Origin of the sequence: Stutzerimonas stutzeri (genome assembly GCF_009789555.1) — a bacterium.
Taxonomy (GTDB): Bacteria; Pseudomonadota; Gammaproteobacteria; order Pseudomonadales; family Pseudomonadaceae; genus Stutzerimonas; species Stutzerimonas stutzeri_R.
Window position 1 is genome coordinate 4490023 of sequence record NZ_CP046902.1, and the last position, 23238, is coordinate 4513260.

Consider the following 23238-nt stretch of genomic DNA (forward strand, 5'->3'; position numbering starts at 1 on the left):
CATGACTTTATCGTCCTACCGATCCCATGTCTGGAAACACCTTACCGCTGCCACGCTCAGCCTCGGCCTGGTTTTCGCTGGCACAGCTCAGGCCGTTGCCGCGACCGACATCAGCCTGGTACTGAACTGGAAATACGAAGGCGCCCAGGCTTGGTATTTCCTGGCCGAGGACAAGGGCTATTTCAAGGAACAGGGCCTGAACGTCACCATCGATCAGGGCGAAGGCTCGGCCGCCTCCATTCCCAAGGTGGCCTCGGGCGTCTATGACGCTGGCTTTGGCGACACCAATGCGCTTATTCAACTGGCCGCCACGCAGCCGGAGCGCGCCCCCGTGGGCGTATACATGATCTACAACACGCCGCCATTCGTGATCGCGGTCAAGGCTGACAGCCCGATTACGAAACCCAAGGACGTGGAAGGCAAGATCATCGGCGCCCCGGCCAACGACGCAGCGCTCAAGTTGTTTCCGGCCTTCGCGGAGCTGACCGGCATTGACCAGTCCCAGGTCACCCTCAACAACATGGCGCCCAACCTACGTGAGCAACTGCTGATGCGTGGCCAGATCGATGCGGCCTTTGGCTACATCACCACTATCAGCTTCAGTGCGAAAGGCATGAAGGTCGACCCAGAGAAGGAGCTGCGCTTTATCCGCTACGGCGATCACGGCATGGATCTTTATTCAAACTCGATCTTCTTCTCCCAGGACTTCATCGCCAACAACCCCGAGGCCGTGCGCGGCTTTCTGGTTGCTATCAATCAGGCCATTCAGGACGCGATTGCCAATCCCGAAGAGGCCATGGATGCGCTGATGAAGCGCGAGCCGCTGCTCAACCGCGCAGTGGAGATGGACAAGATGCTCACCACCGCGCGCAACGATATGAGCCATCCGGAGATAGCCGAGATCGGTCTTGGCGACGTGGATGACGAGCGCCTGAAAAAGAACATCGACATAGTCATCGCCGCCAACCGATTGGAAAACACGCCGAGTATCGATCAGATCTTCGATCGCCGCTTCCTGCCCGAGCGTGCCGCACGCCCGAGCGAACTCTGATACCGGTCCGGAGACCCACATGAATCTTGATCTGAAAGGCAAAGTCGTCGTCATCACCGGGCCTGCCAAGGGCATGGGCCGGGCTGTCACCCTGGCCTTCGCGAGTGAAGGCGCGCAACTGGTACTCGCCGGGCGCGACACCGCCGCCATCGACGCGGTAGCCCGGGAACTCAATGCAATGGGTACCGAAGCGCTGGTCGTCAAATGCGACATGACCAGCAGCGAACAGGCCGAACGGCTGGCGGCGGAGACCCTGGCCCGGTTCGGCAGTATCGACGTACTGGTAAATGTCGCGGGGGGCTCCGGCCCTATCGGCAAGACCGGCTGGGAAACCACCCAGGCCGAATTCGACGACATCGTACAGCTGAACATGACCGGCTGCTTCAACACCATGCGCGCGGTGATGCCGGCAATGATCGAACGGCGCGCCGGCAAGATCGTCAACGTCGGAGGCACCTTCGGTATGCGTGGCCGTGCCGGGCGTATGGCCTATTCAGCCTCCAAATGGGGCCTGCGCGGTATTACCAAAAGTTTTGCACTGGAGGCCGGTGCCTACGGCATCAACGTCAATTGCGTGGCCCCAGGCATGGTCGATGGCCCACGTTTTCGCGACAAGGTCTGCGCCAACATGGCCGCCAAGCTCGGCATCACGCCCGAGGAAGCGGCCACCCGGCATGCTGAGGACTACGCCCTCAAACGCGTTTCAACCGACAACGACGTGGCCAACGCCTGCCTGTTCCTGGCCAGCGACGTTGCGCGCCAAATCACGGGTGTCGATCTGCCGGTGGACGGCGGATGGGCGCTGCTCTAGGAGAACAAGTATGAGCCAAGTAGATCTGGTCATTCGCGGCGCACGCGTCGTTTCGGACCATCAGATAATCGAAGCTTCGGTCGCCATCGATGGCGAAACCATTGTTGCCGTCGGCCACGATGACCTGATGCCCTCCGCACGTGAAGTACTCCAGGCCGACGGCCTGTACTTGCTGCCCGGTGCGATCGACAGCCATGTGCATTTCCGTGACCCCGGCTATCCGCACAAGGAAACCTGGAAGACCGGCTCGGCGGCAGCCGCCTGCGGTGGCGTCACCACCGTATTCGAGATGCCCAACACCAATCCGCCCACCGCCACCATCGAAGCCCTGCGGATGAAACAGAAAGCCGCCGAATCATCCTATGTGGACTTCGGCATCCACGGCCTGCTCGGTGACGACACGGTGGGCCATCTGGAAGAACTGATCGACGCTGGCGTCACCAGCTTCAAGGCCTTCGTCGGAAACACCTTCGGCAATCTGCCCTCGCCCAGCGACGGTGCTCTGCTGGAAGGCTTCGAAAAACTCGCACCGCTGGGCATCCGTACCGTTGTACATGCGGAAAACTCCTCGATTCTCGCGCGGCGGCAAAAACGCATGCAGGCCGAAGGCCGCATCGATGCGCTGGCCCATTTGGCGGCACGCCCCGTAGTCGCCGAGATTGAAGCCATTGGCCGCGTACTGACGTTGGCAGAATGGACCGGCGCCCGCGTGCACATTGCCCATCACAGCGCCGCGGATTCGCTCTTCCTGATCCGCGAGGCCAAGCGTCGCGGCGTCGACGTCACTGTGGAAACCTGCCCGCAATACCTGTTGCTCAACACCGATCATGCCGATCATCTGGGCGGCATCCTGCGACTCAACCCGCCGATCCGCGAGGCGCGCCACAACCAGCCCCTGTGGGACGCCATGCTCGACGGCACCATCGACATGATTGCCACAGACCACGCGCCCCATGCGCCGGAAGAAAAGACCCGCGCCAACATCTGGGAGTGCGACTGCGGCTTCCCCGGAATCGAAACCCAGATGGCCCTGATGCTGACCGAGGTAAACCGAGAGCGGGCCAGCCTGATGGACTACGTGCGCTGGAGTTCAGTCAATCCGGCCAAGGCCTGGGGCATCTACGGCACCAAGGGCGTGATAGCCCCTGGCGCCCATGCCGACATCGCTGTAGTCGACATGAACAAGACCGGCATCCTGTCCGAGAACGAATTGCAAAGTATCAGCAAGATCTCGCCCTGGGATGGGCGTGCGGTCAAGGGCTATCCGATCCACACCCTGCTGCGCGGGCGCTTTGTGATGCGCAACGGCAAGCTGGTCACCGAAGCGGCGGGCTGGGGACGCTCGGTCAAGAGTATCCAGGCCATGCCCAAGGCCAAGCCTTTGAATACCGAACACTACACCAACGCCATTCTGAAGACGCCGGAAGGTGTGCGGCCCACCGCAGAGCCGACTCGATGAGACGTGCACTCAGACGCAATCCAGCAAGGACAGGTCGTGAGGAGTAATGCCCATGCTTGAAGGCCAATCAGCAAGTACGCCGAAAACGGTGATTGAACTGTCGGATGTGACCGTGCGCTACGGCGGCAACATGATCGCATTGGACAAGACCAGTCTGCGCATCGACCAGGGCGATTTCGTCGCCCTGGTTGGGCCAAGCGGCTGCGGCAAATCGACGATTCTCAAGCTGGTCGCAGGCCTGCTGGAACCCACCGAGGGAGCGGCAATCGTCGGCGGGCGCGAGGTGGGTGCCATCGGAAGCCATGCCAAACGGCTGGGCCTGGCGTTCCAGAATCCGACCATGCTGCCGTGGCTGAGCATCCTGGATAACGTGATGATTCCGCTGAAGATCGTCGAGCCTTTTCGCCACGACTATCGGCGCAAGAAGAACGGCGAGTTCCGTGAGCGTGCGGAGGCGCTGCTGAAACAGGTCGGGCTGGCCGGCTTCAGTGGCAAGCGCCCCTGGGAACTGTCGGGCGGCATGCTGCAGCGAGCCTCGCTTTGCCGGGCGCTGGTTCACGAGCCAGACATTCTGCTGCTGGATGAACCATTCGGCGCCCTGGACCAGTTCACCCGCGAGGAGCTCTGGGACACCATGCAGGCCTTATGGATGGCAAAGCGCCCGACCGTACTGCTGGTCACCCACGATCTGCGTGAATCGGCCTATCTGGCCAATCGCATTTGTGTGATGAGTGCCCGACCTGGCCGCATCATTCAGGACCAGACCGTCCAGTTCGCCCGACCAAGGACGCTGGAGTCCAGCTATGAACCCGACTTCACCGCGCTGGTGCAACAGCTGCGCATGAGCATTGCCCATGCCCGTTCGGATGCCGACAAGCCGGCGGTGGCCACCCTGACGCCGGCTACGGCGCCCCGCATCAAGGAGACGTCGCTATGAACAAGCAACTGTCGCGCTTCAAGCGCAACATGCTCTCGTTCTCTGCCATGGTGCTGTTTTTCTTGGCTTGGGAAACAATCTGCCGAGGTCTGGGCGTATCGGAATTGATCCTACCCGTGCCAAGCCAGATTGCAGCCGTACTGATCGAGAAGATGCCGATCCTCTGGCCGCATACGCAGCAGACACTGATGACCACGCTGATCGGCTTCTTCCTCGGTGTCGGCATCGGCCTGCTTATCGGCGTCATCATCGGCTCTTCGCGGATTGCCTACGATATCGCCTATCCCCTGCTGGTCGGCTTTTCCAGTATTCCCAAGGTAGCTGTGGTGCCGATCTTCGTGGTCTGGTTCGGTGCGGGCACCGTCCCGGCGATACTGACCTCGATGGTCATCGGGATCTTTCCCGTAGTGGTCAACGTTGCCACCGGCTTGGCCACCACCGAACCGGAACTGGAGGACGTGCTGCGCGTGCTCGGAGCGAAGAAGCGCGACATTCTCTGGAACGTCGGGCTGCCGCGCACCCTGCCCTATCTGTTCGCCTCGCTGAAGATCGCCCTGACCTCTGCCTTCATCGGCACAGTGCTCGCCGAAACCATCGCCTCGAACAAGGGCATCGGTAACGTGATGATGATTGCCAGTGGCAACTTCGACGTGCCATTGGTATTCGCCGGGCTGTTCATCCTCGCCGCCCTTGGCGTTGCGCTCTACTCCATCTCCGCGCTGGTCGAAAATCACTTCACCAGCTGGACTCAACGCAAATCCGGCCCAGGCGCTTCATGATGAATACGTCACCCATCCCTCTGCGCAGTATTGCGGTGTTCTCCGGCTCCAACTTCGGCGTCTCCCCTGAGTACGCTGAACAGGCCAAGGCACTGGGCACCGAAATCGCCCGCCGTGGCATATGCCTGGTCTACGGCGGGACGACCAAGGGCCTGATGGGCGTGGTCGCCGATGCTGCTCTCGCCCAAGGCGGCGAAGTGATTGGCGTAATCAATCAGCGCCTGTTTGATCGCGGCCATCTGCATCCCGGCCTCAGCAGCCACGAGATCGCCGCGGACATGCGCGTGCGCAAGGCGCGCATGAGTGATCTGGCAGATGCCTTCATCGCTCTGCCCGGCGGGCTCGGCACGCTGGAGGAGCTGTTCGAAGTGGCCACGCTGACCCAGTTGGGCGACCACACCAAGGCCTTCGCCTGCCTCAACGTACGCCGGTTCTTCGAGCCGCTGCGTACGCTGCTGGGGCACGCCCGCCAAGAAGGCTTCATGAAGATTGAGCACGCCGAGATGATCATCATCGAATCCGATCCCGCCCGGTTGCTGGATCAACTGGCCGAGTGGCGCGCGCCGACCGTGACCAAATGGATAGACCAGCCTGGTTCCTGACCCCGGAACCGCTTACCAGACAGGAACAGCATGACCACGATCAAAATTACCGCTGGCGGCTTCGAGTTTCTCGCCGAAGCCCATCCCGACGCGCCGGACACCCTGGCAGCCTTTCTAAAGCTGCTGCCCTACCGGCAGAAGTTCATCCACGTGCGCTGGAGCGGTGAAGGCTGCTGGGTGCCGTTGGGAGAATATCGACTAAACAACGCAGGCAAGCCGGTGGGTTTCGAGAACCACACCAGCCACCCGTCGGTCGGGGACATCCTGTTCTACCCCGGCGGCTACAGCGAGACGGAGATCATCATGGCCTATGGCGCCTGCAGCTTTTCCAGCAAGCTCGGGCAACTCGCCGGCAACCACTTTCTGACCATCACCCAGGGCCGCGAAAACCTCCGCGCCCTCGGGCTGAAGACCCTGTGGGAAGGTGCGCAGGATGTCACCTTCGAACTGGCCTGACATACCGCAGCCTATTTCTCAGACAAGGTAATCATCCCATGAAGACACGCGTCACGCGTTTGGCGGCAACCGCCCCTGATGACATGACGGCGCTGATCCGCGCCATTGCCACGCAACAGATAGATCCGAGCCGGGTAATCGCCGTGCTCGGCAAGACCGAGGGCAACGGCTGCGTGAATGATTTCACCCGCGCCTTCGCTACCAGCACACTCAGGACATTCTTCTCCCGGCAATTGCGCCTGGCCGAGCCAGAGGTCGACGAGCGCATCGCCTTTGTCATGTCCGGCGGTACCGAGGGTGGGCTGAGCCCGCACTGGCTGGTATTTGAAGTCGACAACGATCACCCCGCTGACGACTCTGGCGTGTCCGGCCTGGCTGCCGGCGTGGCCTTTACCCGTGATTTCAGGCCAGAGGAAATCGGCCGCACTACCCAGGTGGAACTGACCCGCGAGGCGGTGCTGCAGGCGATGCGTACCGCTGGCATCCAGCGGGTCGAGGATGTGCATTTCGTGCAGATCAAATGCCCGCTGCTGACGGCCGCGCGCATCAACGAGGCCGCCGGCCGCGGCCACACGGTGGTCTGCCGCGATACCTACGAGTCCATGGGCTATTCCCGGGGCGCCTCGGCCCTGGGCGTGGCAGCGGCGCTTGGCGATCTACCCGACGGCAAGGTGGCGCTGAATGACGAGCAGATCTGCCAGGATTGGTCGCTCTACTCCACCCGGGCCAGCACTTCCGCCGGCATCGAGCTGCTGCGCAACGAGATTCTGGTGCTGGGCAATGCGCCCGGTTGGGATCCCGAATACCGTATCGGACACTCGGTCATGGAGGATGCGTTGGATGCCGCCGCTATCGACCGGGCACTGGCCAGCATGCCAAAAGGCGAATCGGTACAGCTGACACCCGAGCGACTCGCTGGACTCTTGGTCAAGGCCGAGCCTTCCGCATCCGGAAGCATCCGTGGCAGACGCCACGTGATGAGCGATGACAGCGATATCAATGGCTCACGCCATGCTCGCGCACTGGTCGGCGGCGTGCTGGCGGGTCGGCTAGGTGATACGCAACTGTTCGTTTCCGGCGGTGCGGAGCATCAGGGACCGAATGGTGGTGGCCCGCTGGCGCTGATCGTGCGGACCTAGGTCGGCCAGCAAGTCAGGCCTGTTGGATGCTGTTACGCGCCTCGGACAGCATCGACAGGCTGATCTTTCGTACCTCGATCCTGCTTTGTTCGATATGTGAACGCAGCAGCATCTGCGCCTCATCGCGCTTACGCGCTGCCAGCACGGTCAGGATCCGCGCATGCTCATTGTAGGTTTCCTCAATCCGGGCACTCTTGTAGAAGTCCAGGCGCCGGACGATGCGTATGCGGTCGCAGACCTCGGCGTGCACCCGCGTCATTTCCCGGTTGCCCGCCGCGGCGAGCAGCCCGCAGTGAAACGCCTCATCCAGGTCGGCGACCTGCTTTGTGCCACGCTCACGCTGCGCCGTCGGCACCATCCAGATGCGATTGAGCCCCGCCAGTGCCTCGTCCAGATCCGGCCGACTGCATAGACGCTCGATGGCCACGGTCTCCAGCACCACGCGCAGGTCGTACAGTTCATCGAGCTGATCGAAGTCCAGAGGCTTGACCGTCCAGCCACGGCGAAAACCCACTTCCAGATAGCCCTCGCGCTCCAGGCGATAGAGTGCGTCGCGCACTGGGGTACGCGATACCTGATAGCGCGCGGCCAGTTCGGTCTCGCTGAATCGGTCATGCGGCAACAGTTGATAGTCGAAGATTTCCTGCTTCAACTTCAGATAGATCTGTTGCGCCAGGGCGTTGGTCTGCGGCTTTAGAATGGCATCACCTGTCTGTCAGAGACTTCTTTCAGAGCGTACTGAGGTCGACGCTGACATGCGCCGCGACCACTTTCCAACCATCGGAAAAGCGCACCCAGGTCTGCATCTGTCGACCAGTCCGATTAGTTTCACCGTCGCTGAACTCGGTACTGACGGTGGCATGATCCTCATCAAAGGTAGAGATCACCGTGTTGCGCAATTGCCGGCCTGACCCTACCGGGCTGCAGACTCGCCGGTACGCGGCAATGTCCCGCGCGCCATAGAGGTTCTCGGCGACACCGTAACGCACGGTATGCGGGCTGTTCCAGAAGTAGTCATCCAGCACCTCCAACTCGTTCACCAGCAGGGCACGTTCGTAATCCTCGAACGCCAGGCGCACGGCCTCGACCACATGGGGCAGATTGATCAGTGGGTCTTTGTTCACCTTGGTTCCTCGTTCATTGCGGCGTGCAGCGCCGCCAGTGTGGCAGTGCGCCCGACGATTCCACCCTGGGCGACAATCATCTCCAGAGTCGCCTGTTTGTAAGCCGGGAAATAGCTCTCGGTGGCCTCTTCGATCAGCAGGCAGCGGTAGCCCCGGTCGTTCGCCTCGCGCATGCTGGTTTGCACACAGACCTCGGTAGTGACACCGGCGAAGATCAGATACTCGATGCCCTGCGCGAGCAGCCTGTCCTCCAGGCCGGTGGCGTAGAACATGCCCTTGCCGGGTTTGTCGATCACCCATTCTCCGGCCATCGGCGCCAGTGGCGCGATGATCTGATTGCCCGGTTCACCGCGCACCAGGATGCGTCCCATGGGGCCCGGGTCGCCGATACGCAAGCCGGCGGCTCCGCCCTCCCGTTTGGCGGCTGGACAATCGCTCAGATCCGGTTGGTGTGACTCGCGGGTGTGGATGACCAGCATCTGCCGCTCACGGGCCAGGGCGAGCAATGACGCCACGGCTGGAATGGCGGCCTGCAGCAGGCTGACGTCATTGCCCAGCGCGGCGCCAAAGCCCCCGGGTTCGAGAAAATCGCGCTGCATGTCGATGACCACCAGCGCGGTGTGCGCCGGATCGAAGCTGAATGCCGACGGCTTTGCCGCCAGGCTGATCATGCCGCACCCGCCGCGTGGTCACCGCCGGCCATGTAGTGGCCGAGGATGGCCCGATCGGCCTGCTCCGCAGGCACCTCGAAATTGATTTCACCCTCATGGATCACCAGGATGCGGTCGGACATTTCCAGCAGCTCGTCCAGATCCTCGCTCAGCAGCAGGACCGCCGCGCCACGCGCGCGGGCATCACGCAGACGCTGGTGAATGATCGCCACGGAGGCGAAATCCAGACCGAATACCGGATTGGAGACCACCAGCGTGCGCACGTCATGGGTCAGTTCCCGGGCCAGTACAGCGCGTTGCACGTTGCCGCCAGACAACGTACCGATGGGCCGCAGCGGATCGGCCGGGCGTACGTTGAATCGCTCGATCAGTGCCTCGGCCTGGGCCTGGATTGCCCGGCGGTTGATCAGCCAACCCTGGCGGCACAGCGGCGGCTGATCGAAATTGCGCAGCGCCAGGTTGTCCGCCACGCTCATGCCCGCGATGCAGGCGTTGCGTAGCGGCTCTTCCGGCAGGCTGAAGACCTTCTCGCGCTGCATTTCCCGTCGACTGGCCTGATAGCGGACACCGTTGATGCGAATCTCGCCACCGGCCGGCTGCCGCTGCCCGAGCAACGCCTCGGTCAGCTCGCGCTGGCCGTTGCCGGAGATGCCGGCGATACCGACGATTTCGCCGGGGCGCACGCTAAGCGACAGACCACTGACGGCCAGCGTGCCCTTGTCATTGGCCACGCTCAGTTCGAGGACTTCAAGCCGCGCAGCGATGTCATGGTTGACCGGCTGCTGAATGACCGGCTCGGCGGCCGATTCGGCGGCGCCCATCATCCAGGCCGCCAGTTCCTCCTGCGAGGTGGCGCTGACCTGTGTGTTGCCGACCAGGCGCCCCTTGCGCAGCACGCTGACATCGTCAGCGAAGCGCGACACCTCGCCGAACTTGTGCGTAATCATCAACACCGAAATGTCGCCCCGGTGGGCCATGTCACGCATCAGGCCCAGCACTTCCTCGGCCTCCTGCGGAGTCAGAACCGAAGTGGGTTCGTCGAGAATGATTAGCTGGCGGTCCAGGTATAGCTGCTTGAGGATCTCCAGTTTCTGCTTTTCACCGGCCGCCAACGAACTGACCGGGCGATCGATATCCAGCCTGAACGGCATGCGCTGCATGAAGTCGTCGAGTCGCTTGCGCTCCAGCGGCCAGTCGATCCGCCAGTTCAGGTCGCCGCGCGACAGGACCAGGTTCTCCGCCACGCTCAGGCCCGGGGCCACGGTGAAGTGCTGGTAGACCATGCCAATACCCAGCGCGTGCGAGTCCCTGGGCGTGCGGATCTCCCGCTGGCGGTTGTTGACCAGCAACTCGCCATCGTCCAGCGGACCGTAGCCAACGATACCCTTGACCAGCGTGCTCTTGCCCGCGCCATTCTCCCCGAGCAGCGCATGCACAGTCCCGGCGCGCACGGTCAGGGACACATCGGCCAGCGCCTGGAAGTTGCCGAAGCGCTTGCTGGCGCCGATGATTTCCAGCTTCACCGCACGCATGCTCAATGCTCGCTCAACAGCGCGACAAGCGACGCCGAGTCGGAAACGGCACCGAACACGCCGCCCTGCATCTTGACCATGTGCACCGCCGCCAGGTGATTGCCCCGGTCGGTGGCGCCACAGCAGTCTTCGAGCAGTAGACACTCGAAGCCGCGATCATTGGCCTCGCGCATGGTCGTGTGCACGCAGACGTCGGTGGTGATGCCGCACAGAATCAGGTTCTCGATGCCCCGGGTACGCAGGATCAGCTCCAGGTCCGTGGCGCAGAACGAGCCCTTGCCGGGCTTGTCGATGATCACCTCGCCGTCCAGCGGCTGCAGTTCGGGAATCAATTCCCAGCCCGGCTCGCCGCGCACCAGGATACGCCCGCAGGGACCGGTATCGCCGATGCCAGCGCCGATCCGCTGGGAACGCCAGCGTTTGTTGGCCGGCAGGTCGGACAGATCCGGGCGGTGCCCCTCACGGGTATGGATAATGTGGAAGCCCTGCTCACGCATGATCTTCAAGACCCGGCCGATGGGCTCGATGGGCGCGCGTACCGCTGCCAGATCATAGCCCATGGTGTCGACGTAGCCGCCCTCGCCACAGAAGTCGATCTGCATATCGATGATCACCAGCGCGGTATTGGCCGGATGCAACTGACCGTTGTACGGCCAGGGATAAGGCTCGGAAGTCAAAAAACGTTCGCTCACGGTACTAGTCCTGGTTGTCCGGGTTGTAGAGACGCTCGGGTGCGGGAAATCCGCAGCTGCTGCCGTCGGTGTGCACGACCTCGTCTTCCCACGGCAATCGGTACTGGCCTTCAGCAAGGTCATGCATGTAGGTGTAGGGACAATCCTGCGCGCCGCCCTTTACCGCCACGTAACCGCGGTGGCCGAACTGGTAGATGTTGTTTTCCACGCCCCAATGCTTGCGGGCCTCGCGTACCAGGTCCGGGCGCAGTTCACAGCAAACGATCTCATCGGCGCGCCCGCCCCCCTCGGCCATCGGCGTTCCGTCGAAATCGACGAACATGGCTTCGCCCATCGAGTCGAAGGTGCCGTCGGAGCCGCACATGCATACGCTGGCGGTCTGCATCAGATTAGTGAAGGCATTGACCTGGTTGGTGATCTTCCACGAATGCCGGATCGGCGCGGTATAGCCCGCGGTGCGGATCATGATTTCGGCGCCCTTGTAGGCGCATTCGCGGGCCATTTCCGGGAACATGCCGTCGTGGCAGATGATCAGCGCGAGCTTGCTGCCGCGCGGCCCTTCGCAGACCGGGATGCCCAGGTCGCCCGGTTCCCAGGGCTCGACCGGCACCCACGGATGCAGCTTGCGATAGTAGAGCCGCACCTCGCCGGTATCATCGACGATGATGCCGCTGTTGTAGGGATTGCCCTGCGGGTTGGCCTCCATGATTGAGAAGCAGCCCCAGATACTGTGCTCGATGCAGGCCTGTTTCAATGCGGCCACTTCCGGCCCGTCCAGCGTGCACAGGATGTCTGGCGAGGTGTCCATCGACAGACCGTGCAGCGAATACTCGGGAAACACGATCAAATCCATGCCCGGCATACTGCGGCGTGCCTTGCCGATCATCGACACGACCTTCTGCGTCTGGGTCCAGAGTTCATCGCGGGTATGCGGGTCCGGCAATGTCAGTTGGGCCAGCCCGATCACGACGCCATTGGGTGATTTGTTCAATCCGCCAAGTCCACTTGCCATGCGTAATTACCTCTAGCGATTGAGACTGAGCTCGCCGGGAGCTCCGGTCAGTGTGCGGTTCGGACGACAGGTAGCGAGCATCACCGCCATCGTCAAAATGTAGGGTGCGGCGCTGTACAGGTAGTAGCCCGAGCTGATGCCCACCGATTGCAGCGCCGGGCCGATGGCACCGGCGGCGCCGAACACCATCGACGCCCACAGGCAGTTCAGCGGCTGCCAGCGGGCGAAGATCACCAGCGCCACCGCCATCAGGCCCTGGCCACTGGACAGGCCCTCGTTCCAACTGCCCGGATAGTAAAGCGACAGATAGGAGCCGCCGACACCGGCCAGGAAGCCGCCTGCCGCGGTGGCGATTACGCGCACTCGCAGTGGCCGGTAGCCCAGCGCCTGGGCCGATTCGGAGTGGTCCCCGACCAGGCGCAGAACCAGGCCCCAGCGTGTGCTGCGCAAGCCCCAATGCAGGAAGATCGCCAGTGCCACGCCGATAAAGAACAGTACGTTGATGTTCAGCGCCGAACGCATGCTGGGATCGTTGCTCCAGACGCCGAGGGAAATCGAGGGCAGCATCGGTGCTTGGGGCTGAATGAAGGCCTTGCCGAGAAAGAACGCCAGGCCGGTACCGAGCAACATCAGTGCGATGCCGAAGGCAATGTCATTGACACGCGGCAGCGAGCAGACCATGCCATGCAGCAGTCCAAGCAACAGCCCGATTCCGCCAGCTGCGAGCACCCCGGTCCAGGCCGACCCAGACAAGTAGGCCACGGCATAACCGACCATCGCACCGGCGACCAGAATGCCTTCCAGCCCCAGGTTGATGCGCCCACTCTTTTCCGTCAGACATTCGCCCAGGCTGACGAACAGGAACGGCGTACCGACCCGCACCGCACCCGCCAACAGGGCCAGCAGGAAGGTCACGAAATCCAGATCACCCATGTTGCACCTCGGCGCTCTTTGCCTTGTTGGCATGCTCCTCGAGGGAAATGCGCCATCCCGTGATCCTGCCTGCCAGTGCCTCCCAGGCAAGAAGGTTGGTGAACAGCAGCCCCTGAAGAATAAGCGTCGTGGCATCGGGCAGATCCAGCCGTCGTTGCAAAAGGCTGCCACTGGCCTCGATGCCGCCGATCAGCGTCGCGCAGACGATAATGGCCAGCGGGTTATGCCGGGCGGCAAAGGACACCAGAATGCCGCTAATGCCATAACCGACGATCAACGAGGCGTTGGCACTGCCCTGCACCGCGCTGACCTCGTACATCCCCGCCAGCCCGGCCGCCGCTCCGCCGAGCACACAGGTGAAGATCACCAGCCGATTGACCGGAAGCCCTAGCATGCGCGCCGTCTGCACGTTGGCGCCGACCACGTCCAGGGCAAAGCCCTTGACGCTGTGGCGAACCAGCACCCAGGCCATCACGCAGGCAATGATGCCGGCGACCAGACCCCAGTGAACGCGGAACGAGTCCTCATTGATCACCCCGATCATCAGTGAATGATCCAGTCCCACGGTGGACGGTTTGTTCAGGCTGGAGGGATCCCGTAATGGCCCTTCGACCAGATGGTTGAACAGCGCGATGGCGATATAGGACAGCAGCAGACTGCCGATGGTCTCGTTCAGCCCGCGCTTCTGCCGCAACCAGCCATTGAGTCCGACCCAGAAGCCTCCGACCAACATCGCCACCAGCCCCATGGCGACAAGTGTCGCCAGCGGAGGCAGTCCGGTCAGCCACAGCGGCAGCGTCGCGGCCGCCAAGCCACCCAGCACCAGTGCGCCTTCGCCACCGATGATGATCAGACCGGCACGCGCCGGCAGCGCCACGCACAGCGCCGTCAGCATCAACGGCGCGGCGCGCTGCAAGGTACTTTCCCAGGCAAAGGACGAACCGAAGGCGCCTTCGAACACCAGGCGAACGGCCTCGAACGCCGGCTTGCCCTGAAGGCCCAGGAACAGCACGAACAGCGCAAAGGAGCTGATGATCGACAGCATGGTAGGCAGGCCGGGCAATGCCAGCCTGCCCAACTTACTCGCAAGATAGTGTGAATTCATGGATCAGATATCGCCGCGCACGCCTTCGACGAGGTAGTCCATCTGCTCCAGCACCACGTCGGTCTGACCCAGCGACTCGCCCTCGGCCAGGACCACGTTGCCCTTATTGTCGTTCAGCGGTCCCTTGAACAGCGTGAACTCACCAGCAATCATCGCTGCCTTGATCTGATCTGCGTGCTCACGGGCTGCGGCACTGACGTTGGCACCGTAATCCGAGGTCTTGACGAACCCTTCTGCCAGGCCGCCGCGCATGAAGTTGTTCATGGTCTGGCCCTTCTGAGCCGCTTCGACGTGTGCGCGATACGGTGTTTCCCAGTTCCATTCGGCACCGGTCAGATAACCGTTGGGTGCCAGAGCCGCCTGGCTGGCATGGTAACCACAGCTCATTACGCCTCGACGCTCGGCCGTTTCAACGATGACCTTGGGGCCATCGACGTGACAGGTCAGCACGTCACAGCCCTGGTCGATCAGGCCGTTGGCGGCTTCCGCCTCGCGCACCGGCAGCGACCAGTCCCCGGTAAATATTACGGTCGTGGTGATTTCCGGATCCACCGAGCGCGCGCCGAGGGTGAACGCATTGATATTACGCAACACTTGGGCAACGGGTTTGGCGGCGATGAAACCGAGGCGCTTGGATTTGCTCATGTGGCCGGCCACCACACCGTTGAGGTACTGACCCTCGTCGATATAGCCAAAGAAGCTGCCCACGTTCTCCGGGTGTTTGCTGGCATCCCACAATCCGCCGCAGTGGGCAAAACGTACCTCTGGGTACCGCTGGGCTACCCTCAACACGTGGGGATCGAAATAACCGAAGGAGGTAGCGAAGATCAGTTCCGCACCGTCCTGACGGATCATGGCCTCCATTGCCTGCTGCACGGCAGACGTCTCGGGTACATTCTCTTCCTCGACGACCGTGACGTTGGGCATGCTGCGAATGATGCGCGCAGCTTGGGCATGGGCCTGGTTGTAACCGAAGTCATCACGCGCCCCGACGTACACGAAGCCGACTACAAGAGGTTTGTCCGCCGCGCGGGCAATGCTGAAGGGCATCGCAGCAGCAATACCGATAATACTGGCGAGCCTAAGGAATTTACGACGGTCGAGATCTGACATTGGCAGGGTCCTTCGTGAGCATGGAATCATGTGTTCATTCATGTATTCATGTTCAAGGCACGATGCATGCCAGCCGCCAAATTCGGTCGAATGGCAAGTTCAGGCGGGACGTTGCGCTTTATCTTCGAGCATCCTGGGGAACCCAAGCATCCTATTAGTGCACCCCATTGAGGGCTGCTACGCTGTAATTCGACCCCGCAAGCCTGCAGGCGCGTTGCGTGAGCATTCGCCAGCGCCATCGGCATTTGTCCAAACCGATCATCGCGCTTGATGGCTTTTGCCATTGTTGGCCGCGCGACGCGGCGCCAATATCCGGGGAACCAATAACAAGAAACCCAGGAGTCAGCCATGCGCGACTATGCGATTGCGGCCAATGCGTTCGACTACGACCAGACGGTATCGGCGATCCTCTCAGGCGACCTGTCAGCCATGAATGCCTGTATCGAGTGCTGCGACCGCCACGCGGATTCGAACAGGATCGCCCTGATCTGGGAGGGCCGCGACGGCCAGCGCGCCACCTGGACGTTCGGGCAGCTCAAGGACGCCGCGGCGCGTTTTGCCAATCTGCTGGACAGTCTCGGGATAAAGCCGGGCGATACCGTTGCCGGCTTGCTGCCGCGCACGCCCGAACTGCTGGTCACCATCCTCGGGACCTGGCGCCTGGGTGCGATCTACCAGCCACTGTTCACGGCCTTCGGGCCCAAGGCGGTCGAGCATCGAATCCGGGAGTCCGGCGCCAGGATGGTGGTTACCGACACGACCAACAGCGAGAAGCTGGACGCCATCGAGGCGGCGCCCAGGCGCCTGGTGGTCGGCAACGGTCCCGATGGTTTCTGGACGCAGGTGAACCGTCAGCCGAATGTATTCGAGCCCGTGCTGCTCAGTGGCGAGTCGCCTTTTCTGGCGATGTTCACCTCAGGCACCACCGGACCCGCGAAACAGTTGCACGTGCCGCTCAAGGCCATCGTGGCATTCGTCACTTACATGCGGGACGCAGTGGACCTTCGGCCCGAAGACAACTTCTGGAACATCGCCGATCCGGGCTGGGCGTATGGCCTGTACTACGCTGTCACCGGGCCGCTGGCCATGGGGCACAGCACGCTGTTCTACGAAGGCAGTTTCACGGTGGACAGTACCTGCCGTGTGGTGAGCGAGTACGGCATCACCAACATGGCAGGGTCGCCGACCGCATTCCGCTTGCTGCTGGCGGCCCGCAGCGAGGTGGAAAGCGCGATCAAGGGACGTCTGCGCGCCGTGAGCAGCGCGGGCGAACCGCTCACGCCCGAGGTTATCCGCTGGTTCAGCAGCGGCCTTGGCTGCACGATCCATGATCATTATGGCCAGACCGAACTCGGCATGGTGCTCTGTAACCATCACGCATTGCGCCATAGCGTCAGTATCGGAACGGCCGGATATGCCATGCCAGGGCATCGGGTCGTGGTCCTGGATGACCAGCAACGCGAGCTGGAGCCAGGCAAACCGGGCATGCTGGCGCTGGACCGTCGACGTTCGCCGTTGCTCTGGTTCGCGGGCTATGTGGGGACGCGGACCAAGGCGTTTGTCGGCGACTATTACCTGAGCGGCGACACGGTGGAGTTGAACGATGACGGTAGCATCAGCTTCGTGGGCCGCGCCGACGATGTCATCACGACGTCCGGTTACCGCGTCGGGCCGTTCGATGTCGAGAGCGCACTCGTGGAGCATCCTGCCGTGATCGAAGCGGCCGTGATCGGCAAGCCTGACCCCGAACGCACCGAGCTGGTGAAGGCCTTCGTGGTGCTGCATGGCAGTCAGGTGGGCGACACGGCGCTGGCTGAACAGCTGCAACGGCATGTACGTGAACGCCTGTCCGCCCATGCCTACCCGCGCGAGATCGAGTTCGTCGCCGAGCTTCCCAAGACCCCGAGCGGCAAGATTCAGCGGTTTCTTCTGCGTGATCGGGAAAAGGCGGCTCAACAGCCATCAGCGGCGGAGCACTCGTAGCACACGCATGGCGTGGCGGGCAAAGCCAATACGCGGTGCGCGTCGTACCTGTGGGAGGCGCGCCCCGCGGCGAACGGCGGCGGCGCGGGCCCTCAAAAAACTTCGCCCCGGGGCGGGCCTCCTACGAAAAGCACCTACCTCTTTTCCGCGCGCAGGCCGGCGGCGAGCTCGATGTTCTCCTGCTCCAGCCGCTGGATGACGCCACCGAGCCTGCCCTGCACGTCGCGCAGCACGTCCAGCTCCTTGTTGCAGTGCCGGCATTGTAGCCATTGCACCCATAGCAGTATCGCCAGCACCAGGACCGCACACAGGGACACGCCCACCACCAGCCAGGACACGCTCATCGCGCTCATCTTCAAGCTCCTTCTACACCTACCGGCCCGTCCGGCACGCGGAGAAGGTATGTCCTGTTTGGCGACAGGTCGATAATGTTTACTTGAACAGGTAAACAAAGGCAGCCGGTGATGAACGCCACGGCACCGGGTTTGAGCCGGCACTCAGCCATGAATGCCCGGCGATATGTCAATTATTACGACAGATAGCGATAGCAAAATGGCACTCGGGATATCGACGTTCTCGCACACCCGAAATACGCGTTGACGACCGCAACTTCGGCAGACCGTTCAGCGGAATGAGACGGGAAAGCGATAAGCGGGCGCAGATAAAGAGGCGCAGGCTGTCAGAATGACATCACAGCCGAATGGGCGGCTGTTTCTGAATCGAGCACGAGCCTGCGAACCATGTCTTCTGAAAAACTCTACACCATTGTCCTGGAACACAGCCTGGAGGTCCTTCTCGAGGCCGCCACGATGGCGCAGGTCGAGGCGTTCTGGGATGCATACGACACGCGCTATTTCGGTCTGCGGATGGAGGAGGAAAACAACCACCACGCCCGGGTGATCGTGACGGACGAGCTGCCGGTGGAGGACGAAGTCGACGTCTGCGCCGGCTAACCACCTGTCACTCGTCGTCGATGAGCCGGGCCGCCATGACCTGCTTGCTGTCCAACTGGAAGAACAGCGATGCGGCCAGCATCGACATCCCGCCGATACACAGGAACGTGAGGTGAAACGCCTGCAGGACAGCCTCACCGTCTGCACTCGGGGCCGTGAAGCCGCCCAGTAACGCGCCTGCCGACGCCACGCCCAGGCTCATCGACAACTGCACCACCACCGACAGCAGGCTGTTGCCGCTGCTGGCGTTCTCGTTGCTCAAGCCAACCAGCGTCACGGTGTTCATCGCCGTGAACTGCATGGAATTGACCATGCCTATCACGCTCAGGTGCGCCAGCAAGAGCACCGTTGGCGTATGCGCATCGATCGTTGCGAGGCTGGCGATCAGACTGCCGAGCAGCAGGGTGTTGGCGACCAGGATGCGCCGATAGCCGAGCCGGTCTATCAGCGGCTTGGCCAGGGGTTTGATGAGCATCGCACCGAGTGCCAGCGGAATCATGGTCATGCCCGCTTGCGCAGGGGAATACCCCAGCGCGACCTGCAACAGCAGCGGCAGCATGAAGGGCAACGCGCCACTTCCCAGGCGCGCGAACAGGTTGCCGAAGATGCCGACGGCAAAGCTGCGGGTATGAAACAGCGTCGGGCTGAACAACGGCCTGTCGACATGCCCGGCGCGTAGCCAATAGGCCGCCAGGCAGGCACTGCCAAACACCATGAGCAGGAGGACGCGCGCGTGCGGCATGTGCATCTCCCCTAACCCCTCCAGGGCGACGGTGATCAGTACCATCGCGCCCCCGAACAGCACAAAGCCGACGGCATCGAAGCGAATCCGCTCGGCGCTTTTCAGATCGGGCATGAAGCGAAATGCGGCCATGCAGCCGATCAATCCCACCGGCAGATTGATCAGAAATATCCAGTGCCAGGACGCGTACTGCACCAGCCAGCCCCCGAGCGTTGGCCCGATCAACGGACCGACCATGCCTGGCAGCGCAATGAAGGTCATCACCCTTACGAACTCGCTGCGGGGATAAGCACGCAGGACCACCAGCCGCCCGACCGGCAGCATCAGCGCGCCGCCGACCGCCTGCAGCACACGCGACATCACCAGTTGGTTGAAGGTCACGCTCATCGCACAGAGCAACGAGCCAAGGGTGAACAACACGATCGCGGTGAAAAACACACGCCGGGTGCCGAAGCGATCGGCGACCCATCCCGACGCCGGAATCAGCAACGCCACGGTGAGCATGTAGGCGATGACGACTCCCTGCATGCGCAGCGGGTCTTCGGCGAGGTCTCGGGCCATGGCGGGCAGCGCGGTATTGAGAATGGTGCCGTCGAGCGTCTGCATGAAGAAGGCGATCGCCACCAGCCAGGGCAGCACACGGGCGGTTCGGGCGTCCAGTGCAATGGTTTGAGGCATAGGCTCCCCCGACTCGAAAAGACACATGGTAAGGCCGCGTCGCGCTCAACGCACACGGGCAATGCCCGGAGCGCGCCGATTCATCCGCCACGACGGCACGCTCAAAGGGTGTGACAACGTAACGCAGCGGAAGACGCCAGCCCCCCGTCATCCGCGAGCCTGCGCCTCTGCGAGCCAGTTACCCGCAAGGTATCGCGGTATACGTAACAAAGTATTTCACCCATAATTGACGAGAATCATTATCGTTCACACCCGCAAATGTAACACTCGGGCTGTCAATTACCACGCCCTTCATGGAGGCTTCATGCGCATTCCCGTTACGCTCGCTATCGCTTCGCTGGTCCTGGCTCCCCTCGCCCAGGCCAAGGAATATCCCATCGGTGAACCGCAGCAATGCGGTGGCATGGAGGTCGGCGCGGTGTACCTGCAGCCGGTCGAAATGGAGCCTGCCGGCATGATGCTCGATGCGGCGCAATCCGACGTTCATCTGGAAGCCGATATTGCTGCCACCGAGGACAACCGCAACGGCTGGCAGGAAGGCAGCTTCGTGTCCTACCTGAACATCCGCTACGCGCTGACCAAGAAGGGATCGGACGAGAAAATCGAAGGGGACTTCCATCCCATGGTTGCCAACGATGGGCCGCACTATGGCGATAACGTCAAGCTGATGGGCCCTGGCAAGTACCAGTTGACCTTCACCATCCTGCCACCGGGCGGCGGGCACGCCATGTTCGGACGCCACGTCGACAAGGAAACGGGCGTCGCTCCATGGTTCGAGCGCTGCGAGCTGAACTACGAGTTCACTTACGCCGGCATCGGCAAAAAAGGCGGCTATTGAGCTGGAGGTCAGCATGCGACGCCATCTGCTTCCCGCCCTCGCCCTGCTCACTGCCGGCATCGCCGGTGGTGCCCAGGCGGGTTTGCCGACCTACGAGCTGACCATCCGTGACGGCCATTTCGAGCCTGCGACCCTTGAAGTGCCGGCCCGTCAACGCTTCAAAATCGTCATCAACAACGCCGGAAACGGCCCGACCGAATTCGAAAGCACGCCCCTTCGGGTGGAAAAGGTGCTCTCGGCCGGCGTCACCTCGTTTGTTGTGATCCATCCGCTCAAACCGGGCCGCTACCCCTTCTTCGACGAGTTCCACATGGACCTCCCGGAAGGGGAAATCATCGCCAAGTAGTTCCCTCACAGGAGAAGCGACATGGGCCAATCGATGTTCATTGTCTGGCGCGAAAGCGTCGAGGCGTTGCTGGTCATCGGCATACTGCACGCCTGGCTGAGCCAGCAACCGGACAACCGGTATGCACTGCGCATGCTATGGGGCGGCGTGTGGGCCGGGTTGGGCCTGGCGACGCTGCTGGGCTGGGGCATTCTCAGCGCCAGCGAGTGGCTCGCAGGCCCAGCGGGCGAATGGTTCCAGTGCGCCATGCTGCTGGTGGCCAGCGCGCTGATACTGCAGATGGTGGGCTGGATGCACCACCACGGGCGCGACCTCAAGCGCAAGCTGGTCGACAGCGCTGCAAGCCACCTCGACCAGGGCAACGGCGTCGGCCTGCTGCTGTTGGCGATGCTCGCCGTCGCGCGTGAAGGCAGCGAAACCGTGGTGTTTCTCTACGGTATCGGCCACCAGCAACAGGGCACGGACCTGACCAGTTTCGTCATTGGCGGGCTGCTCGGTTTCGCCCTTGCGCTGCTCAGCTACTTCGCCTTGCAGGCCGGCAGTCGGGTGTTTTCCTGGAGGCGTTTCTTCACCGTCAGCGAAGCCTTGCTGTTGCTGCTCGGCGCCGCCCTGCTGATGGCCGGGCTCGACCGTTTCAGCGGTCAGCTGATGGGCATGGATGTGCCGGAAGTGCTCTACACGGTCTTCGGCGATCCGCTGTGGGACACCTCTTCCGTCCTCGATGATGGCGGCACGCTGGGCAGCACCATCGCCGGACTGACGGGTTACCGCGCAATGCCTTCGCTGGCGTCGGTGATCCTCATGGCCCTGTATTGGCTGGCCGTCTGGGCCTGGTTGCGACCCAGTCCGGAGGCTCGCCTGGAGGCCCGCACCGCATGATCGTCCATACCCCGTGGCTGGCGCGTATCGGTGATCTGCTGCGCCAGCATGCCAAGACCATCCGCCTGATCCAGTGGCTGGTGGTCGGTTTCTATCTGGTCCTGCTGCTGATACCGGCGGTGCTGTCGCTGCCGCCTTCCGAGGCGCGCATGCTCGACAACATCACCGTGTTCGCCCAGTTCCTGTTCTGGGGCCTGTGGTGGCCGTTCGTGTTGCTGTCGATGGTCATCTTCGGCCGGCTCTGGTGCGGGCTGCTTTGCCCGGAAGGCGCGCTCAGCGAATGGATCAGCTGGCGCGGACTGAACAAGGGCACCCCGAAATGGATTCGCTGGAGTGGCTGGCCCACCATCGCCTTCGTCTTGACCACCGTCTACGGTCAGTTGATCAGCGTCTACGACTACGGTCGTGCCGCGGCGCTGATTCTTGGCGGCTCGACGGTCGCGGCAATGCTGGTCGGGTTCTTCTACGGTCGCGGCAAGCGCGTCTGGTGTCGGCACCTGTGCCCGGTCAGCGGCGTATTCGGTCTGCTCGCACGCCTTGCACCGCTGCATTACAAGGTCGATGAACAACGTTGGCAGGCCAACGAAGGCCCACGGTTGGCTACGCCCAATTGCGCCCCGCTGATCGACATCCGACGCATGCAAGGCAACAGCGAATGCCACGCCTGCGGCCGCTGCAGTGGTCAGCGGGGCGCGGTCGCGCTTGCCGCGCGGTCACCGAATCAGGAAATCCTCATCGTCGGCGAGCAACCGCAGCATGGGCATTGGGACAGCACGCTGTTGCTGTTCGGCATGATCGGCCTGGCGATGGGCGCTTTCCAATGGACGGTCAGCCCGTGGTTCATCGCGCTCAAGCAAACCGCTGCCGAATGGCTGGTCGACCGCGACATCTTCTGGCCGCTCCAGGCCAATGCGCCCTGGTGGCTACTGACCCATTATCCGCAAGCCAACGACGCCTTCACCTGGCTCGATGGTGCGGCCATCCTCACCTACATCGGGGCGTGCTCGCTGCTGATTGGCGGTGCCCTGTGGTTGCTGCTGCGCGTAGCGGTGCGGCTGATGAACCGGGCCGAACGCGTATTTCACCACCTGGCGCTGAGCCTGACTCCGCTGGCCGGGGCCGGGCTGTTCCTCGGTTTGTCAGCGACGACGGTCAAGCTGCTGCGCTACGAAGGGTTCGTGCTCGCCTGGGCGCAACCGGTCCGCGCGCTCTTGCTGGCCGGTGCCATCGCCTGGAGTCTTCACCTGGCCTGGCGGGTCATCAGCCGTCACGGTGCCAATGGTCTACGCCGGGTATTGGCATTCAGTTGCGTGGGGGCGGCAACCGCGGTAGTCGGTTACGGCTGGTTCCTGCAGTTCTGGGGCTGGAGTTGACTCGTTCGTTACCGAGGATGGGCTGAAGCC

25 protein-coding genes are annotated in these 23238 nt (G+C 62.5%); 14 read left to right on the forward strand and 11 right to left on the reverse strand.

The window, feature by feature from the left end; all coding sequences use genetic code 11:
• Position 1: 1 nt before the first annotated feature.
• The 8 genes from GQA94_RS20880 to GQA94_RS20915 are packed head-to-tail and all read left to right on the forward strand — an operon-like array spanning position 2 to position 7234.
• Positions 2-1051 (forward strand): ABC transporter substrate-binding protein, encoded by a 1050-nt coding sequence (locus GQA94_RS20880; RefSeq protein ID WP_158189807.1) that lies wholly within the window; start codon positions 2-4, stop codon positions 1049-1051.
• 19 nt (positions 1052-1070) lie between these two features.
• Positions 1071-1862: an SDR family NAD(P)-dependent oxidoreductase gene (locus tag GQA94_RS20885; RefSeq protein WP_158189808.1), complete on the forward strand. Its 792-nt coding sequence runs from the start codon at positions 1071-1073 to the stop codon at positions 1860-1862.
• A gap of 10 nt (positions 1863-1872) precedes the next feature.
• The gene (gene allB, locus GQA94_RS20890) at positions 1873-3321 is read left to right on the forward strand and encodes an allantoinase AllB (protein ID WP_158189809.1); all 1449 of its coding nucleotides are present in this window, start codon (positions 1873-1875) and stop codon (positions 3319-3321) included.
• 52 nt (positions 3322-3373) lie between these two features.
• Positions 3374-4258, forward strand: a complete 885-nt coding sequence (locus tag GQA94_RS20895) for an ABC transporter ATP-binding protein (RefSeq protein ID WP_158189810.1) — start codon at positions 3374-3376, stop codon at positions 4256-4258.
• Entirely contained in the window at positions 4255-5037 is a 783-nt protein-coding gene (locus GQA94_RS20900) for an ABC transporter permease (RefSeq protein WP_158189811.1), read from the forward strand. Before GQA94_RS20895 ends, GQA94_RS20900 begins: the two co-directional genes overlap by 4 nt.
• Positions 5034-5639: a TIGR00730 family Rossman fold protein gene (locus GQA94_RS20905; RefSeq protein ID WP_158189812.1), complete on the forward strand. Its 606-nt coding sequence runs from the start codon at positions 5034-5036 to the stop codon at positions 5637-5639. Before GQA94_RS20900 ends, GQA94_RS20905 begins: the two co-directional genes overlap by 4 nt.
• 30 nt (positions 5640-5669) lie before the next feature.
• Positions 5670-6095, forward strand: a complete 426-nt coding sequence (locus tag GQA94_RS20910; protein WP_158189813.1) for a DUF3830 family protein — start codon at positions 5670-5672, stop codon at positions 6093-6095.
• 38 nt (positions 6096-6133) lie between these two features.
• Positions 6134-7234 carry a ring-opening amidohydrolase gene (locus tag GQA94_RS20915; protein WP_158189814.1) on the forward strand — a complete coding sequence of 367 codons (1101 nt, stop codon included), beginning with the start codon at positions 6134-6136 and terminating at the stop codon, positions 7232-7234.
• Between the two features lie 13 nt (positions 7235-7247).
• Here the strand turns inward: GQA94_RS20915 and GQA94_RS20920 are convergent, their stop codons facing one another.
• Genes GQA94_RS20920 through GQA94_RS20960 form a run of 9 tightly spaced genes read right to left on the reverse strand, consistent with a single transcriptional unit; the run spans position 7248 to position 15416 of the window.
• The gene (locus GQA94_RS20920; RefSeq protein ID WP_158190190.1) at positions 7248-7934 is read right to left on the reverse strand and encodes a GntR family transcriptional regulator; all 687 of its coding nucleotides are present in this window, start codon (positions 7932-7934) and stop codon (positions 7248-7250) included.
• Positions 7935-7962: 28 nt separating this feature from the next.
• Entirely contained in the window at positions 7963-8358 is a 396-nt protein-coding gene (hpxZ, locus tag GQA94_RS20925) for an oxalurate catabolism protein HpxZ (protein WP_158189815.1), read from the reverse strand.
• A complete protein-coding gene (locus GQA94_RS20930) occupies positions 8355-9029 on the reverse strand; it encodes a cysteine hydrolase family protein (protein WP_158189816.1) in 675 nt (224 codons plus the stop codon). Before GQA94_RS20930 ends, hpxZ begins: the two co-directional genes overlap by 4 nt.
• Positions 9026-10561, reverse strand: coding sequence for an ABC transporter ATP-binding protein (locus GQA94_RS20935; protein ID WP_158189817.1), 1536 nt, complete (start codon positions 10559-10561; stop codon positions 9026-9028). The genes GQA94_RS20930 and GQA94_RS20935 overlap by 4 nt, the downstream gene beginning before the upstream one ends.
• Positions 10562-10563: 2 nt before the next feature.
• Positions 10564-11253, reverse strand: coding sequence for a cysteine hydrolase family protein (locus tag GQA94_RS20940; protein WP_158189818.1), 690 nt, complete (start codon positions 11251-11253; stop codon positions 10564-10566).
• Between the two features lie 4 nt (positions 11254-11257).
• A complete protein-coding gene (locus GQA94_RS20945) occupies positions 11258-12265 on the reverse strand; it encodes a formamidase (RefSeq protein WP_158189819.1) in 1008 nt (335 codons plus the stop codon).
• A gap of 12 nt (positions 12266-12277) precedes the next feature.
• Positions 12278-13198, reverse strand: a complete 921-nt coding sequence (locus GQA94_RS20950) for an ABC transporter permease (protein ID WP_158189820.1) — start codon at positions 13196-13198, stop codon at positions 12278-12280.
• A complete protein-coding gene (locus GQA94_RS20955; RefSeq protein WP_158189821.1) occupies positions 13191-14303 on the reverse strand; it encodes an ABC transporter permease in 1113 nt (370 codons plus the stop codon). Before GQA94_RS20955 ends, GQA94_RS20950 begins: the two co-directional genes overlap by 8 nt.
• A 3-nt stretch (positions 14304-14306) precedes the next feature.
• A complete protein-coding gene (locus GQA94_RS20960) occupies positions 14307-15416 on the reverse strand; it encodes a BMP family ABC transporter substrate-binding protein (RefSeq protein WP_158189822.1) in 1110 nt (369 codons plus the stop codon).
• A 348-nt stretch (positions 15417-15764) separates the two neighbouring features.
• On the opposite strand from GQA94_RS20960, the gene GQA94_RS20965 reads away from it, so the two are divergent.
• Positions 15765-17399, forward strand: a complete 1635-nt coding sequence (locus GQA94_RS20965; RefSeq protein WP_158189823.1) for an AMP-binding protein — start codon at positions 15765-15767, stop codon at positions 17397-17399.
• Positions 17400-17533: 134 nt separating this feature from the next.
• On the opposite strand, the gene GQA94_RS20970 is transcribed toward GQA94_RS20965, so the two are convergent.
• A complete protein-coding gene (locus GQA94_RS20970; RefSeq protein ID WP_158189824.1) occupies positions 17534-17752 on the reverse strand; it encodes a hypothetical protein in 219 nt (72 codons plus the stop codon).
• A gap of 387 nt (positions 17753-18139) precedes the next feature.
• Here GQA94_RS20970 and GQA94_RS20975 point away from each other — a divergent pair, with 387 nt between their 5' ends.
• Positions 18140-18352, forward strand: a complete 213-nt coding sequence (locus GQA94_RS20975) for a hypothetical protein (RefSeq protein WP_158189825.1) — start codon at positions 18140-18142, stop codon at positions 18350-18352.
• A 7-nt stretch (positions 18353-18359) separates the two neighbouring features.
• On the opposite strand, the gene mdtD is transcribed toward GQA94_RS20975, so the two are convergent.
• Positions 18360-19772, reverse strand: a complete 1413-nt coding sequence (gene mdtD, locus GQA94_RS20980) for a multidrug transporter subunit MdtD (RefSeq protein WP_158189826.1) — start codon at positions 19770-19772, stop codon at positions 18360-18362.
• Between the two features lie 304 nt (positions 19773-20076).
• Here mdtD and GQA94_RS20985 point away from each other — a divergent pair, with 304 nt between their 5' ends.
• From GQA94_RS20985 to GQA94_RS21000, 4 genes are read left to right on the forward strand one after another with little or no spacing between them, the layout of a single operon-like run.
• On the forward strand, positions 20077-20610 hold the full coding sequence (locus GQA94_RS20985; protein WP_158189827.1) for an iron transporter: 534 nt from the start codon (positions 20077-20079) through the stop codon (positions 20608-20610).
• Between the two features lie 13 nt (positions 20611-20623).
• Complete coding sequence (locus tag GQA94_RS20990; RefSeq protein ID WP_158189828.1) at positions 20624-20956, forward strand: cupredoxin domain-containing protein; 333 nt, start codon at positions 20624-20626, stop codon at positions 20954-20956.
• Positions 20957-20977: 21 nt separating this feature from the next.
• Positions 20978-21835 carry an FTR1 family iron permease gene (locus GQA94_RS20995; RefSeq protein ID WP_158189829.1) on the forward strand — a complete coding sequence of 286 codons (858 nt, stop codon included), beginning with the start codon at positions 20978-20980 and terminating at the stop codon, positions 21833-21835.
• Positions 21832-23208 (forward strand): 4Fe-4S binding protein, encoded by a 1377-nt coding sequence (locus GQA94_RS21000; RefSeq protein ID WP_158189830.1) that lies wholly within the window; start codon positions 21832-21834, stop codon positions 23206-23208. Before GQA94_RS20995 ends, GQA94_RS21000 begins: the two co-directional genes overlap by 4 nt.
• The last annotated feature ends 30 nt before the right edge of the window (positions 23209-23238 follow it).